The organism is Saccharothrix syringae, from assembly GCF_009498035.1.
In the GTDB taxonomy this organism is placed as follows: Bacteria; Actinomycetota; Actinomycetes; order Mycobacteriales; family Pseudonocardiaceae; genus Actinosynnema; species Actinosynnema syringae.
Map to the genome: position 1 here is coordinate 7,871,748 of NZ_CP034550.1, position 15,612 is coordinate 7,887,359.

The 15,612-nt window shown below is 73.0% G+C and carries 10 protein-coding genes; 5 read left to right on the top strand and 5 right to left on the bottom strand.

Annotation, left to right across the window (positions count from 1 at the left end):
- Nucleotides 1-3: 3 nt before the first annotated feature.
- Entirely contained in the window at nucleotides 4-2,505 is a 2,502-nt protein-coding gene (locus tag EKG83_RS33015) for a LamG-like jellyroll fold domain-containing protein (RefSeq protein ID WP_194282956.1), read from the bottom strand.
- Between the two features lie 1,141 nt (nucleotides 2,506-3,646).
- On the opposite strand from EKG83_RS33015, the gene EKG83_RS33020 reads away from it, so the two are divergent.
- The 3 genes from EKG83_RS33020 to EKG83_RS33030 all read left to right on the top strand — a co-directional run bounded on the left by EKG83_RS33020 (nucleotide 3,647) and on the right by EKG83_RS33030 (nucleotide 7,933).
- Nucleotides 3,647-4,468, top strand: coding sequence for a YhjD/YihY/BrkB family envelope integrity protein (locus EKG83_RS33020; protein WP_051766786.1), 822 nt, complete (start codon nucleotides 3,647-3,649; stop codon nucleotides 4,466-4,468).
- A gap of 4 nt (nucleotides 4,469-4,472) precedes the next feature.
- Nucleotides 4,473-7,361 (top strand): P-loop domain-containing protein, encoded by a 2,889-nt coding sequence (locus tag EKG83_RS33025; protein ID WP_033434644.1) that lies wholly within the window; start codon nucleotides 4,473-4,475, stop codon nucleotides 7,359-7,361.
- A 113-nt stretch (nucleotides 7,362-7,474) separates the two neighbouring features.
- A complete protein-coding gene (locus EKG83_RS33030; RefSeq protein WP_033434707.1) occupies nucleotides 7,475-7,933 on the top strand; it encodes an Hsp20/alpha crystallin family protein in 459 nt (152 codons plus the stop codon).
- A 166-nt stretch (nucleotides 7,934-8,099) separates the two neighbouring features.
- Here EKG83_RS33030 and EKG83_RS33035 read toward each other — a convergent pair whose 3' ends face one another.
- Entirely contained in the window at nucleotides 8,100-8,825 is a 726-nt protein-coding gene (locus EKG83_RS33035) for a cellulose binding domain-containing protein (RefSeq protein ID WP_153278615.1), read from the bottom strand.
- 283 nt (nucleotides 8,826-9,108) lie between these two features.
- Nucleotides 9,109-9,384, bottom strand: a complete 276-nt coding sequence (locus EKG83_RS33040) for a hypothetical protein (protein ID WP_033434646.1) — start codon at nucleotides 9,382-9,384, stop codon at nucleotides 9,109-9,111.
- A 317-nt stretch (nucleotides 9,385-9,701) separates the two neighbouring features.
- Here EKG83_RS33040 and EKG83_RS33045 point away from each other — a divergent pair, with 317 nt between their 5' ends.
- Both EKG83_RS33045 and EKG83_RS33050 read left to right on the top strand, forming a co-directional pair.
- Nucleotides 9,702-10,991, top strand: coding sequence for a sensor histidine kinase (locus tag EKG83_RS33045; RefSeq protein WP_033434647.1), 1,290 nt, complete (start codon nucleotides 9,702-9,704; stop codon nucleotides 10,989-10,991).
- Nucleotides 10,955-11,620, top strand: a complete 666-nt coding sequence (locus tag EKG83_RS33050) for a response regulator transcription factor (protein WP_033434648.1) — start codon at nucleotides 10,955-10,957, stop codon at nucleotides 11,618-11,620. The genes EKG83_RS33045 and EKG83_RS33050 overlap by 37 nt, the downstream gene beginning before the upstream one ends.
- Before the next feature lie 201 nt (nucleotides 11,621-11,821).
- Here EKG83_RS33050 and EKG83_RS33055 read toward each other — a convergent pair whose 3' ends face one another.
- Both EKG83_RS33055 and EKG83_RS33060 read right to left on the bottom strand, forming a co-directional pair.
- Nucleotides 11,822-14,392, bottom strand: a complete 2,571-nt coding sequence (locus tag EKG83_RS33055; protein ID WP_033434649.1) for an FtsX-like permease family protein — start codon at nucleotides 14,390-14,392, stop codon at nucleotides 11,822-11,824.
- Nucleotides 14,392-15,249, bottom strand: coding sequence for an ABC transporter ATP-binding protein (locus EKG83_RS33060; protein WP_051766805.1), 858 nt, complete (start codon nucleotides 15,247-15,249; stop codon nucleotides 14,392-14,394). The genes EKG83_RS33055 and EKG83_RS33060 overlap by 1 nt, the downstream gene beginning before the upstream one ends.
- Between the last annotated feature and the right edge of the window lie 363 nt (nucleotides 15,250-15,612).

A 15,612-nucleotide genomic window follows, 5' to 3' on the forward strand; every position in this document is an offset into this window, starting at 1 on the left:
GGATCAGCGGTGTGAGGTGGTCAAGTACAATTGCCTGATCGCATCGGCAGGCAGGATTCCCGTGCGGATCTGGACGTCGTCCAGATCCCCCAGCCAGGGCGCGGACGCCGAGGCCGCCGTGGTCGAGCGCCCCAACCACAGGTTTCCGCTCGTGGCACGTCCTGCGACACCGCTACCGTCCGGTGTGCCGGAGAACGCGCTCTGCTTCGTGCCGTTGACGTACAACGCGATGTGCCCGGTGGTCGCGTCGAAGGTCGCCACCAGGTGGACCCAGCGACCCGCCACCGGCTCGTCATCCGACAACGCGGACACCACGGTCTGGTCGGTAGCCGACCTGGATACCGAGAACTCCCAACGCGAACCGTTGTAGCCCAAGGTGAACGGCGAGTTCTGGCTGTCGTGCCCGCTCACCGCGACGCGACGCGTACCGGCTCCACCCGTGTGCCGCACCCACGCACTCACGATGAACGAACGGTCAGTGCGGAAGTTCGCCGGGCGCGGCACCGCGACCTGCCCGGTGCCGGCCGAGGTGAAGTTGAGCCACTTGTCCTCGCTCGCCGCCGACGCGTCGGGTTGACCACCCCACACGACCCCACCGGTCAGCGTCGCGCTCGCCCCGGAGTCCTGGTCGACTGTGGTGGTGCCGGACCGCTCGTCGAGCGCGTACCGGGCGCGTCGCACCGCCAGGTTGGCCTGCGCCGCGACCTCCTCGGCCGCCAGCACCCGGTCCCAGACCAGGGTGTGGTCGACCGCGCCGGGGAACCGGTTGACCCGAGCCCCGTCCCACTTCGCCGCGCCCACGACGAACGCACCCGTCGCGTTCCATGTCGCGACCGTGGTAGTGCTTTGGTACCTGCCGTCGACGTAGAGCTTCAGGCTGTCGCTGTCCGGGTCGTAGGTGCCCACCAGGTTGGTCCACACCCCCGTCTGCGGCGCACCCGTCGACGACGCCCGAGCGGTCCCGGCGGTGTTCGAGTCGGCCCCTGGCGCGGCCATGGTCCAGCGGTTGACGTCCTGGCTGTACCCCAGGAAGAACGAGCTGGCGCTGCCACCGTCCTGACTCACCGCAGTGAAGTAACCGTCCGCGCGGTCCAACTTCACCCACGTCGACACCGAGAACGCCCGAGAAGTGTCCACCACAGGGCCGGACGAGACCGCCGCGCCGTTGGTGAACAACAAGCTGTTACCCGAGTACCCCGCAGTGAACGAGCCGCCCGTCACCGTCAAGGGGCGGTTGCCCGCGCTGTCCTCCGCAACGGTGCCCCCCGTCTCGTCGAACAGCCACCCGGCCTTCAAGTCGGCCGGCTCGGCAACCTCGAACACGTACACCGCGTTGGCCGCAGGTCGGTTGCCCGCCCGGTCGAACGCCGTCACGTACAACACGTTCGTCCCGGTCTTCGTCGGCGTGATCGGCACCGTCACCGTGCCATCGGCCGACTGCACCGTCGCCGAATGGGTGATGGCCGTGTCGTCGTTGAGTGACCAGCCGTAACGACGCATGTCCATCGTCCCGCCCAACCCCGTCAGCACACCGGGGTTGAACGTGAAGTTCCCTGTCCGCCCCACACTGCCGTGCGGACCATCAACAGCCGGATAGTCGGTGGAGGACACCACCGGCGTGCCCGGCGCGACGCTGTCCACCTCGAACTCGCAATCCACCGTGCCGGTGAACAACCCGTGATCACTACCCCACACCCGCCACGTGAACAACCCGTCACGGGTGATCCGGCCCGACGGCACCGTCACCTCGGCGAACGAACCCGCCGGAATCCCGTTGGTGTAGTGGTCGGTGTAGCCGGCCGACAGGTTCGGCGCCACCCCGTCGAACACCCGGAACATCGCATCCATGATCCCACCGTCCGGATCGTTCATCCGCGCCCGCAACCGCGGCGTCCGCGTGAACACCGCCGACCGACCCACACCCGTCACACACGGCAGAGCATCCGACCCACCCGGACCCCACCCCTCCATGCCCAACGCCGTCGGCATGAACGGCCAACTGTTGTAGCCGACCTGCAGGTACGGGTTCAGGTCGAACAGCCGCCACGAGGTGTCCAACTCCCCCTCGTTCTTGGCCTGCAACAAAAACGTCGTCCAGTTCCAGCCCTCGTTCGACGCCTGCCGCACCGCCGCCGTCGCGTCGAAGTCCGCCTGGCTCGCACCGGGGCAGAACCGCGCGTTGTTGGCCACGTTGGTCTCGGACAGCTTGTAGAACCAGCCCGGCTGGTTGGACCACGTCGTGTTCGCGTCCACATACGGACTCACGTACAGCTCCGTCGCCGACGGCTTGCACGAGTACGTGTGCACCACGTTCGTCTTCAACGTCGCCCACGCGATGTACTTGCCCACGACCGGCGCCGTGTGCATCTGCAGGTACGACCGCGACCGACCGGCCCGACCGGCACCCAGCGACGTCGCGTTGAGGTACCCCGCCTTCAGATTGCCCAAATCACCGGAGGTCTTGTCGAAGTTGCGCTCGTCCGGCCACGGGTCCTGCACCACCACGTGGTGCACCTTCCAGCACTTCTCGCAGTAGTACTCCGGGTCGATCACCACCGGGTACGTCGTACCGGGATCGGCCAGGAACTCCCGGTCCGGTAGCACGGCTACGGTGTCCGCGCCGACCTCGACCCCCATCTCCGCCCGACGGTCCCCCTCCGCAGGCCCCTCGGTGTGGTTGTCCGCACTCCCGCCCGAGGAATCCCACATCGACGAGGCGTCACCGGAGAACACCCGCACACCCGCCTCGTCCCGCACCACCAGGTCACCACCCGGAGCCGGACCCTCCTGCACCCGCACCCCCCGCGCGTGCGTGCGGAACGCGATCCGCTCCAACCCCGCACCCTCCACGGCCCGCGCGGTCTTGACCACCAACACCTCGTTGAACCCGTTGATCGTCGCCTCGACCTTCAGGTCCACCCCCGGCAACACCTCCGGATACGTCAACGACGCCCCGTCCCCCACCCCCGGCGGCAGATCACGCCCCCAACCCAACCCGACCTCGTCGCCATCCCGCGCCAACCGCGCCACGACGTCATCGGCCGACCCCTCACCACCCGGCGAGAACACCACGTCCACCGGAGCCGCCTTCGGACCGAACGTCCCGTCCGCCCGACGCTCCAACTCCAGGTCCACCGGCACCCAGCCACCGTCACGCCGCACCCGCACCGGCAGGAGGTGCTGCGTGAACGTGAACGAACCGTCCGGATTGGCCTTCAGCTCATCGGTCTCCGTGGTCGCCGACTCCACCACCACCGACTCACCACGCGCCGCCGCATACCGCGACGCCGTCGCCTCGTCCGGCGCCGAATCGGGCACCGCCCGCGCGACCGCCGACTGCGGCGTCACCACCCCCGACGCCACGACAACGGCCAGTCCCGTCATGAAAGCGCGCAGGGGCCAACCCCGCGCATGCACGCGCGAACGCATGAACCGACTTCCCCCCGTACCGCGCCCCACCGCGCGGGTTGCCACAAGTCCCCCGACCCGCAGAAGATCATGGACGTTTCAACGACCCCGGCACAGCAGCCGAACGGGCGAAACATCCTCACAATCAGTGATCGCCGACGAACCGCCGCGCACGCCTGTCGCCCAAGTCGTCCGTCGAACCGCGGTACGCGGACCGCTGCGTGGGTATGTAGCGGCCATGTCCCTCATCCGCGCGGTGCTGCGTCACGCGTTGGGCGCGCTGCGCGGGCGCGACCTGGCGCTGTGGGCGGCGGGTGTCACGTTCTTCGCCGGGCTCGCGGTGGTGCCCGTGCTGTTGTTGGCGCTGCGCGGTGCGGCGGAGTTGTTCGGTGCGGACCTCGTGGTCGACGGGGCTCGGTTGCTCGCCGGCTCGCTGCCGGGCGCCCAGCGGGTCGGGCCGGCGGTGGAGGGGCTCGCTTCCGCCGCCGTGGGGGCGTCGTGGTGGGTCTTGCTCTCCGCGTTGCTGCCGGCCAGTTTGTACGGCGAGGGGTTGCGGCGGGGGATGGCGCAACTGGCCAACGAACCGGTCGGTGCCGGGACGGGCTGGTTGGGGCGGCTGGGGTTCGTGCCGGTGATCGTGGTGGCGCCGTTGTTGGTGGCGGCGCCTCTGGCCACTGCGCCTTGGGTGGCTCCTCGGTATTCGGGGGGCGGGTGGTCGGCGGCGCTGGGGGTGGTCGTGTCCTTCCACGTCGACTGGGTGGCGTTGTCGGTGGCCCTCGGCTTGATCTTCCTGGCCACCGGGCCCTCCGTGCTCTCCCGCCGGCAGGCGGTGGTGGGCGGGTTCGCGGTGGGCGCCGTGGTCACCGGGTTCCTGCACGGGTTCCTCCTGTTCCTGGCGATCCCGGTGGACTGGGCGTTCCCGTTCGCCGGGTTGCGGGGGGCCGGGGTGGTGGGTGCGCTGGGGCTGTGGACGTACCTGCTGCACGTGGTCCTGCTGTTCGGCTATCGGGTGTTGCTGAGCTTCCGCGCTGTACGGCACCGGGGTGACGTGGTCTCCTGATGGCGTGCCTGGTGACGAGTCGACCGCGGGAGCGCACAACGAGGTCACCGGCTCCGCCGACGCGATCGTCCAGGCCGGGAGCATCCGCGGTGGCGTCCACCTGACGGCTCGGGGGCCGCTGGTGCGGTCCGCCTACCTGGAGCAGGTGGCGCGCATCGCGCCGGAGGAGTTGCGGGACCGCGGTGCGGAGCTGGCCGAACTGGCTTCCTGGTGCTCCGGGGACGGGGAGCCGTACCGGTGGTTGCGGGCGCCGGCGTGGGCCGGGAAGTCGGCGCTGATGTCGTGGTTCGCGCTGCACCCGCCGGAGGGGGTGCGGGTGGTGTCGTTCTTCGTCACCGCGCGCCTGTCCGGGCAGAGCGACAAGACCGCGTTCGCCGAGGTCGTCATCGAGCAGTTGGCCGAGTTGCTGCGCGAGCCGCTGCCCCCGCTGCTCACCGACGCCACCCGGGACGCCCACCTGCTCGGCCTGCTGGGCCGGGCCGCGGCCGCGTGCCGGGAGCGGGGTGAGCGGCTGGTGCTCCTGGTCGACGGGCTGGACGAGGATCGGCGGCCGGGTGGGCACAGCATCGCCGCGCTGCTGCCGCGGGTCCCGGTCGCCGGGTCGCGGGTGCTCGTGTCCGGGCGGCCGGACCCGCCGGTGCCCGCCGACGTGCCCGCCCGCCACCCGTTGCGCGACCCGGGCGTGGTGCGGGAGCTGTCGCGGTCGACCCACGCGGCGGTGGCGCGGGCGGACGCCGAGCGGGAGCTGGCCCACCTGCTGCGCGGCGACGAGACCGGGCAGGAGCTGCTGGGGCTGGTCGCCGCGGCGGGCGGCGGGGTGACGGCGGCGGACCTGGCCGAGCTGTCCGGGCGGCCGGTGTGGGAGGTGGAGGAGCAGCTCGGGGCGGTGACCGGGCGGACGTTCAGCCGGCGCGGGCGGGTGTACCTGATGGCGCACGAGCAGTTGCAGCAGGACGCCGTGCGGATGCTCGGTGGCGCGCGGCTGGCCGGGTTCCGGCGGCGGCTGCACGAGTGGGCCGACGCCCACCGCGACCGCGGGTGGCCCGCGGGCACGCCCGAGTACCTGCTGGTGGGGTACTTCCGGCTGCTGCGCGAGACCGGCGAGGTGGCCCGGCTGACCCGGTGCGCGCTCGACCGGGCCCGGCACGCGCGGCTGGCCGACCTGACCGGCGGTGACAGCGCCGCGCTGACCGAGGTGGCCGCGGCGCAGGAGGTCCTGCACGGGCAGGCCGACCCGGACCTGCTCGCGGTGGTGCGGCTGGGCATCCACCGCGACGAGCTGGTCAACCGGAACGTCCTGGTGCCCGCCGGGCTGCCCGAGGCATGGGTGCGGCTCGGGCAGGTCGCGCGGGCGGAGGCGCTGGCCTGGTCGCTGCCCGACCCGGCGCAGCGGGCGCGGGCCCTGCTCGCGGTGTCGCGGGCGGTCGCCGCGACCGGGGACGCGGCACGGGCCGAGGCGATCGGACGGGTGGCCCACCCCTGGGAGAGGTCCGTCCGGCGGGTGTCGGAGGAGCCGTCGCCGGGTGGCAGGCGGACGTACAGCGGCGCCCGCCGCACGTCCCGGAGCCGCGTCGACGAGGTGCTGGAGGCACTGAAGCGGGGTGACGTCGAACTCGGGGCGCGCTTGGCGATGACCCTGCCGCGCGGTCGTCGGGAGTCGGTGGTCTGGGTGGCGCTGGTGCGGGCGTTGGCCCGGAAGGGTCGGCTCTCCCGGGCCGAGGTCGTGGCCCGGGGCATCAAGCGGTCGGTCTCGCGGGCCGAGGCGCTGACCGCGCTGGTGGTGCCGCTCGCCGACGCGGGCGACACCGCTCGGGCCGAGGCGCTGGCCACCGAGGCGGAGCGCGTGGTGCGCCTGGCCGACGTGCTCCCGGAGCCCGAGGTGGTGACCGGGGTGCTCGTCGCGGCGGCCTCGGCCGGGGACGTGGGCACCGCCGAGGCGCTGGCGCGGTCGCTCGCCGACTCGCGGCAGCGGGATCGCGCGTTGGCCGGGCTGGTCGGCGTGGTGGCGCGCGGTGGGGACGTCGGGCGGGCCGACGCGGTGGCGGCGACGGTGGAAGACCCGCACCTGCGCGCGTTGGCGGTGCTCGCGGTGGGGCGGGCGCGGGGTGACGTGGGGCGGTGCTCGGACGAGGTGCGCGCGTTGGTGGGTGCGGTGCGGCACGCGTACGAGCGCGACGAGGTTCGGGCCGCGCTGTCGGCCGCGCTGGCCGATGGCGGGGACTTCGACGGGGCGGAGCGGGTGGCGCGGGCGGTCGGCAACCCGGAGTGGCGGGGGCGTGCGCTGGTGCACCTGGCCGGTGCGGTCGCCGCGACGGGGGACCTGGACCGGGCCGACGCGGTGGCGACCGGCGATCAGGCGCTGGCGGTGGTCGCGCGGGTGGTCGGGGACCCGGTGCGGGCGCGGGCCGTGCCCGATCCGCGGTGGCGGGTGCACGCGTTGGCCGGGCTGGTCGGCGCGGTGTCCGTCGACGAGCTGGTCGCGGCCCTCGGGGAGGTCGGGTACACGGCGCAGCGGGTGCAGGCGTCGCGCGAGGTGGCGGTGGCGATCGCGGCCCGTGGCGAGGTCGAGCGGGCGGAGCGGTTCGCGCGGTCGATCGCCGTGCCGTCGTGGCGGGCGCGGGCGCTGGCCGACCTGGTGCCGGTGGTCGCCCGCACCGGGCTGGACCGGGCGCGGGCGCTGGCCGGGGCCATCGACGACCCGGGGGTGCGGGCGCGGGCCCTGGCGTCGCTCGTGCCGCTGTGCGCGGGGGTCGAGGCCGAGCGGCTGGTGGTGGCCGTGGTCGCGGAGCACGAGTGGCGGGCGGTGTTGCCGGTGCTGCCGGGGGTGCGGCCCGACATCGCGTCGGCGGTGGCCCGGGACCTCCTCGCCGTACTGCGCGAACGGGCGGTGTGAGCGAGGGCACAGCGTTTCCTGGACAGGGACTGGAACAACAAAGTTGAGCCGGTCGTTGTCAAGTTCGGAAGGCGGGGATGACCGCCAAGAGCGAGTTCCAGGAGGCGAGCGCCATGTTGATGCGCACTGACCCCTTCCGGCAGTGGGAGCGGCTGACCCAGCAGGTGTTCGGCCCCGAGGGCACGTCGTTCCGCCCTGCCGCCATGCCGATGGACGCCTACCGCGACGGTGACGAGTTCGTCGTCCGGTTCGACGTGCCGGGCGTGCGGGCCGAGGACATCGACCTCAAGGTGGAGCGCGACGTGCTCACCGTGCGGGCCGAGCGCGCGGTCGAGACCGGCGAGGGCGTCCAGTGGCAGGTCACCGAGCGGCCCCGGGGTGCGTTCTCCCGGCAGGTGTTCCTCGGTGACGCGGTGGACAGCGAGCGGATCGAGGCGGACTACGAGGCCGGCGTGCTGACGGTTCGCATCCCGGTCGCCCGGAAGGCCCAGCCCCGGAAGATCAGCGTCGCGGTGGGCCGGCGCGAGGTGGCGGAGCCGGTCGAGGCACCGCGCGAGGCGGTCGGGGCCTGAGCGGCGTGCGGGCGAGGCGGGGGCCGGACGGTCGTCGCCTCGCCGGCAGGACGAGGTCTGAGGGATAACCAGGTGTGCCCCGGTCGTGTGCGCGGCCGGGGCATCGCCGTGGGGACGGCCGGGTGTGCCCGCGCGCGAAACCCGGGTCGTCGCCGGGTGCGCCCGGTCAACCGGCCGGCCGCAGGTACGGCTCCGGGGTGCAGCTCAACCACGGACCACCCGGGTGTTGGCCGTACGTGGCCTGGAAACCGAGCGTCACCGACGCGCCGGGCGCCAGGCGGCGGTTCCACGGCTGGGCGCTCAACGCGGCCGCCGTGGCGTACTGGCCCCACGTGCTCTGCCACGAACCGGTGACGCGCTCGTCCCCGGCGAACCGCGCCACCACCGTCCAGTCGGTGATCTCCGACCGCCCGGTGTTGGTCACCGTCGCGGTGGTGACCAGACCTCCCGGCCACGCCTCGGTGCGCTGGGTGACCCGGCAGTCCTGGTTGACGTCGACGGGCAGCGGCAACGTGCTGGCGTAGGCGTGGATGACACCCGTCGTGACGTCGGGACCGGACACGGTGAAGTCCGCGGAGCCGAAGTTGGCGACCGAGATCAACCGCACCGGGCGGGGCACGTCCCAGTCGGCCGGGGTGAAGGTCAGGGTGTGCCGGTTGCTGACGAACACCACGCCGGGTGCCCGGTCCCCCAGCTCGACCACGGCGGTCACCTCCCGCGCCGGGGGCGCCGACAGGGCCACGGTCACCACCGCGCTGCCCGAGCCGGGCATGATCGTCCTCGCCGCTCCCCCACCGTGGTCGACCACCACCGCCGGCGGCTCGGCCGCCGCGGCGACCGCGGGTACTCCGGCCACCAGCCCGACCACCACCGGCACGATCCAACCCAGCACCACGCCTCCCGCGGTTCGCCGCCCCCACGGAGGATGCCCCGGTCACCGCCGGAAGACGACCGCCACCCGGAGTCACCGCCCGAGCCGGGCGGGGGCGTCCGCGTCGGTCACGAACGAGCGGGTCCCCCAGGGGGCACCCACCCGGTCGTCCCCGGCCCCGAGGGGAGGACAACCGGGTGGGTGACCGGCCGAGCGCGCCTGCCTCGGGGTGGGCAGTGCCCATGCAACCAGCGCCACCACCGCCCCCCCCCGATCCGGACGGTGCTGGACGAAGCCGGACGCCTCAGGCCGGCGCCTCGGCCACCCGCCCCTGGTCGGCCAGGCTCTCGCCGAGGTCGTTCAGCACCTCCGCCTGCAACCCGGTCTCGCCCCCAGGGGCCTCCTCGGCCTCCCCCAGCCGGCGGACCGCGTTGCCGAGGTTGTTGAGCGCGTGCGCCTCCCCGCCCCGGTCGCAGAACTCGCGGAACACCCGCCGCGCGTGCTCGTAGTTGGTCCTCGACCGCGCGAGGTCGCCGACGTCGTCCAGAGGGACTGCCGCACCACCCCGAGCCCGGTCCACACCGCGGCCAGGCCCCGCCGGTCGCCCAGCTCGGCGTCCAGCCACGCCCGCGCCGCGTCGCCGTCGGGCAGGGGCGGGGTGGCCGGGACCCCGGCGCGGGTGGTCACGACCACCCGGTTCCCCGGTGTGATCGACCACTTCCCCCTCCCGGTCGTGCGTGGACCGGGCCCCCGTTGTCCTCCCGTCGGGCGATCGACAGGGCCCGGTAGGGGTATGCCCCTGAAACGGACGCATCACCCCTATGGGGGGTGACAGGTCGCTACGATCTCCAGTCTGATGGTGTGTCCCCTAGCCGCACACGGGTGGAACACGGCCGCATGAGCACCACGATCAGCGCGTACTTCCGCCGTGCCCTGCTCGCGACGGGGCACGGGCTGCTGTTGATCGGCTTGGCCGCGCTGTCGCTGGCCTCCTTCATCCTGACCGTGCTCTCGATGGCCTTCCTGCCGCTGGGCGTCGGCTTCGTGCTGCTGCCGATCGCCATCGCGTTGCTGCGGTGGACGGCGAACCAGGGCCGCCGGCTGGCCGGCCAGGCCGATGTCGAGATCCCCGAGCCCTACCTGCCCCGGCACCAGCCGGCGAGCGGGCTGGTGCTGAAGGTGGCGCAGCGCACGCAGTGGATCCTCACCGACGCGGCCACCTGGCGCGACCTGCTGTGGGCGCTGGCGAACACGCTCGTCGGCTTCCTCGCGGGCCTGCTGCCGGTGACCATGGCGGGCTACGCCGTTCAAGGTGTGGTCGTGGAACCCCTGCTGGCGATCACGGGCTACGACACGTGGCTCTGGTTCGGCGGCTGGGAGGGGATGTCGCGCGGCGGCGAGACCGCGCTGGCCGTGCTGGCCGGCGTGGTCGTGGGCGCGGCGTGGTTGTGGGTCGCCTCCCTCCCCGTCTACGGGCACGCGGTGTTCAGCCGCCCGCTGTTGTCGCCCACCAAGCGCTCGCAGCTGAAGCACCGGGTGCAGGAGCTGGCCGACCTGCGCGCCGACGCCATCGACACCCAGCAGGCCGAGCTGCTGCGCATCGAGCGCGACCTGCACGACGGCGCCCAGGCCCGCCTGGTGGCCATCGGCATGAAGCTCGGCGCGGTCGACCGCTACCTGGAGACCGACGTCGACAGCGCCCGCACGCTGCTCACCGAGGCGCGGGAGGCGTCGGTGAAGGCGTTGGACGAGCTGCGGAACCTGGTGCGCGGCATCTACCCGCCCGTGCTCGCCGAACGCGGCCTCGGCCCGGCCATCGAGGCGCTGGCCGTGGACAGCCCGCTGGAGGTGGAGCTGCGCACGGAACTGCCGCGCCGCATCCAGGCGGCCCTGGAGTCCGCCGCCTACTTCGCGGTGAACGAGCTGCTGACCAACGCCGCCAAGCACGCCAACGCGCAGCACGTCAGCGTGGTGGCCACGCTGAAGAACGACCTGCTGCGCGTCACCGTGACCGACGACGGCCGCGGCGGCGCGGACCTCGACCACGGCACCGGGCTGCGGGGCATCGCGCGGAGGTGCGCGGTCTTCGACGGTAAGCTCAGGGTGCACAGTCCGGTCGGGGGACCGACTGCCATCACCCTGGAGCTGCCGTGCGCGTCGTCCTCGCCGAGGACCTCTACCTCCTGAGGCAAGGCTTGGTCCAGCTGCTGGAGTCACACGGCTTCGAGATCGTGGCCGCCGTGGACAACGGGCCCGAGCTGCTGTCGGTGCTGCTGAGCGAGCGCCCGGACGTGGCCGTGGTGGACGTGCGGCTGCCGCCGACGTTCACCGACGAGGGCATCCAGGCGGCCCTGGAGGCGCGGCGCCAGGTCAAGGGCCTGCCGGTGCTGGTGCTGTCCCAGCACGTGGAGAGCCTGTACGCGCGGGAGCTGCTGGCCGACGGCGCGGGCGGGATCGGCTACCTGCTCAAGGACCGGGTGTTCAACAGCGACCAGTTCGTCGACGCGGTCCGCCGGGTCGCCGACGGCGGCACGTCGATGGACCCGCAGGTGATCTCCCGGCTGCTGGCGGGCAACGCGCGGCGCGAGCCGCTGGCGACGCTGACCCAGCGGGAGCGGGAGGTGCTGGCGCTGATGGCGGAGGGCTGCTCCAACGCCGCGGTGGCGCAGCGCCTGGTGATCAGCCAGGGCGCGGTCGCGAAGTACACCACGAACATCTTCACCAAGCTGGACATCAACCAGTCCGACGACCACAACCGGCGGGTGCTGGCGGTGCTGGCCTACCTGAACGCGCCGTCCGGTCGCACCGCGGGCTGACCGCGCGGGCCGGAACCGCGCCCACCCGGACGGGCACGGGCCGCACCACCCGGACGAGCCGAAGCCGCGTCACCCCGGGCAAAAAGGGGCCGCGGTGCCGGGACGAGCCCGGCACCGCGGCGGGAAACCCCCCGCAAGGGTTGGGCCCCGGAGCCAGGGGGGGGAGGGACTCCGGGGCCCTTTCGGGGGGTTGGCCTGCGGTTACTCGACCGCCCGGGCGGCTTCCGCCGAGGGCAGCCTGAGGATCTTGCGGGCCGGCAGCAGGGTCGCCGCCAGGGTCAGCGCGAACGCGCCCGCCACCACCGCGAGGAAGATCCACACGGGTCCGGACGGCAGCGGCCGGTCCAGCACCACCAGGCTGAACGGCATCAGCGTGGCGATCGAGGCGAAGGTCCCGAGCACGACGCCGATCCCGGCGATCACCACCGCCTCCAGCGCGAGCATCTGCATCACCTGCCTCGGCGTGGAGCCGATCAGCCGCTGCATGCCCAGCTCCCGCTTGCGCGCCGCGGTCGCCATGATCAGCGTGTTGGCCACCGAGATGAGCGTGTAGCCGGTGATCACGCCGACCAGCAGGTAGTTGACCCAGGTCTGCGTCTTGGTGCCCTCGGCGAAGGTGATGATGGCCGACCGGTCGCCGACCACCGCGCCCGGCACCCCGGACACCTTCTCCCGCACCGCCGCCGTCAGCGCCTCCGCCGACGTGCCGGCCTCGGCCTTGACCAGGACCTGCCGCGCGAGCCCGGTGGTGCTGTGCTCGGCCAGCAGCCCGGCGGGCGCGAGGATCGTCTCGTAGCCCTCCTTGGCCTCGTAGGTCGCCACCAGCGTCACCTCGACCGGTTCCCGGTCGCCGAGCCGCAGCGTGACCTTGTCGCCGATGTCCACGCCCATCTCCGCGGCGGTCTCGACGGGCAGGCCGGCCGTGGAACCGGTCAGGTCGCCGAGGTCGCCCTTGACCGGGGTGATGCCGGTGATCAGCTTCGCGCTCTCGCCGTCGACGCCCTGCATCGGCCACGGGCTCTCCACGTGCGAGCCGTCGTAGGGCTTGTCGATCCAGCCCGCGCTCGTCACGTACCGGCTGGCGCCCTCGACGCCGTCGACCGACCGCAGGTCGCGCACCACGTCCTCGGTGAAGCCGCCGGTGGTCGAGGTGACCACCGCGTCGGCCTGGAGGTCGTCGGCGAACCAGCGGAACGCCGCGGCCTCCTGGGTGGTGGAGGTGTAGAAGTTCGCCAGCGCGATGCCGACCGCGAGCATGATCGGCGTGACCGCCGCGGCCATCCGCACCGCGCGCAGCCGCATGTTGTTGTTGGCCAGGTAGCCGACCACGCCGCCGGTGGCGCGCACCGGCACCGCGAACAGCCTGCCCAGCACCTTGGTCAGGCCGGGGCTGAGCAGCGCCAGCGAGATCGCCCACGCCATCACCGCCGGACCGGCCGTGGCCGAGGCCACCGGGCCGGACAGCGCCACGCCGGTGACGATGAACAGGCCGATGCCGATCAGGAAGAACAGCACCGCGAACAGCACCCGCGGGAAGGTCACCCAGTGGCGCTGCACCGACGCCTCGGCCAGCGCCTCGACCGGGCTGACCCGCGCCGCGCGGGAGCTGGTGATGCGGGCGGCGAGCAGCGTGGTCAGCAGCGCCACCGCCGGGCCGATCAGGTAGGCGATGAAGCTCTGGTGGTACTCCACGACCGGCGAGATGACCCCGGCGTCGGAGATGACCTCGAACAGCAGCGGCCCGGCCACGATCCCCGGTATGCAGCCCAGCAGCGCCGCCACGGCGGCCACGAAGAACGCCTCGCCGATGACCATCCGCCGCACCTGGCTGGGCGTGGCGCCGATGGCGCGCAGCGACGCGATCTCCTTCTGCCGCTGCTGGATCGACAGGCCCAGCGTGCTGGAGACGACGAACATCGAGATGAACACCGCCATGCCGCCGAACACCGCGGCGAGCGGGATCAGCTGCGCCCGGCCGCCGACGGCCTCCGGGTGCTCGGCCAGCCCGCGGTCGTCACCGGTCAGCACCGAGTACGGCTGCCCGGCGAGCTTGTCCTCCAACTCCTCCTGGAGGGTGTCGACGTCCACACCGGACCGGACGAACAGGCCGAACGCGGCGACCCGGTCACCGTGCTCGCCGAGGTCAGCGATCGCGGAGTCGGCGAAGAACAGCAGCGACTGCGGGTCCCGCTGCGGCGCCCGCACCAGGCCGGTGACGCGGAACGAGTCGGGCTCGCCGCGGGTCACCACGTCGACCTGGTCACCGACCCGCACACCGGCCAGGCCCGCGGTCGCCTCGTCGAGCACGACGTCCCGGTCACCGGTCGGCTCGGCGCCGTCGACCAGCTTCTCGTACGAGCCGAGCTGCGCCGAGGACCAGCCGTGGCCCAGCGACTGCGGCCCGGCCTGCACCGGCTGGCCGTCGCGCACCACGGTGGCGGCCACGCTGGTCTCGCCGACCACGCGCTCCACGCCGTCGACCGAGGCCAGCTCGTCGGCCAGCGCCGGGTCGAGCCACTGGCGCTCGGCCAGCGCCACGGTCTTCATGTCCTTGGTGTCGTTGGGGTCCTCCTTGGGCACCAGGTACGCCTGCTGCCCGCTGACCACGACCGGCACCGCGGCGAACCGCTCCGGCGGCACCGCGATCCGGATGCCCGTCTCCATGAGGCCCGCGCACGCGATCACCAGGCCGGAACCCAGCAGGACGCCGATGAACGTCGCGATGAACCCGGTCTTGCGGTAGCGCAGGGTGCGCAGGGCGAGGTTCCACATCAGTAGTCACTCCCCCGACCACGTCGGCCCGGGCCGCCGCCCTGGCCCTGGCTCAGGCTGAACGAGCGCTGCGGGCGCTCCACCATCGCGGTCAGGTGGGTCATCCGCTCGGCGACGGCCTCGGCGGTCGGGTGCTGGAGCTGCCCGATGATCTGGCCGTCGATGAGGAAGATGACGCTGTCCGCGTGCGAGGCCGCCACCGGGTCGTGCGTGACCATCACGATGGTCTGGCCGCTGACCAGGACGGACTCGCGCATCAGGTCCAGCACCTCCAGCGCGGTGCGGGTGTCCAGGGCGCCGGTCGGCTCGTCGGCGAAGACCACGGCCGGTTCGGACACCAGGGCGCGGGCGATCGCCACGCGCTGCTGCTGGCCACCCGACAGCTCGCCGGGCAGGTGCGTGCGGCGCTGCTCCAGGCCCACGCGGCCGATGACGTCGGCGACGCGGTTGCGGTCGATCCGGCGACCGGCCAGCTTCATGGGCAGCGTGACGTTCTGCTCCACGGTCAGCGCGGGGAGCAGGTTGAAGCTCTGGAAGATGAAGCCGACCCGCTCGCGGCGCAGCTCGGTCAGCTGGACCTCGCTCATGCCGGTCAGGTCGACGCCGTCGAGGATGACCGCGCCGGACGACGGCTGGTCCAGGCCCGCCGCGCACTGGAGGAACGTGCTCTTGCCCGAGCCGGACGGACCCATCACCGCGGTGAAGCTGCCGTAGTCGAGCGCGATGTCGACGCCGCGCAGCGCCTCCACGGCGCTGTCGCCCTTGCCGTAGGTCTTGCGGACCGAGTCCAGGCGCACGGCCGCGGGGGCGTTGTTGCCGCCCCGCCCGTGCTGGTCCCTCCGCCTACCGCCAAACATCGCCACTCACCCGCATTTCCTGTCGTACCGGTGTCTGTGCTTGCCGTTAACGCTATGGGGTGCGCGCCTGGCGCTCCATGGACCTAGGAACACACATGAGGTGGGTCCAAGCCCACCCCTGATCCCGGGTCGGGGTGCGGACCCGCCCGACGGGCGGAACCCCTACCCGGGAGCCCCTACCCGGGAGCCGCCGGCCCCCGCACGAGCCCTCGCACCACTGCCGCCGCACGAGTACTCGGGTGAGCACCCGTGCGGCGGCTTCGCACCGTAGCGCCGCACAGCAGTCCTCACGCACGAACGCGCCGACCGCCGGTCCGGGTTCACCCCGGTGCCGGCGGTCGGCGCGGTGGTCGTGCTCGGTGG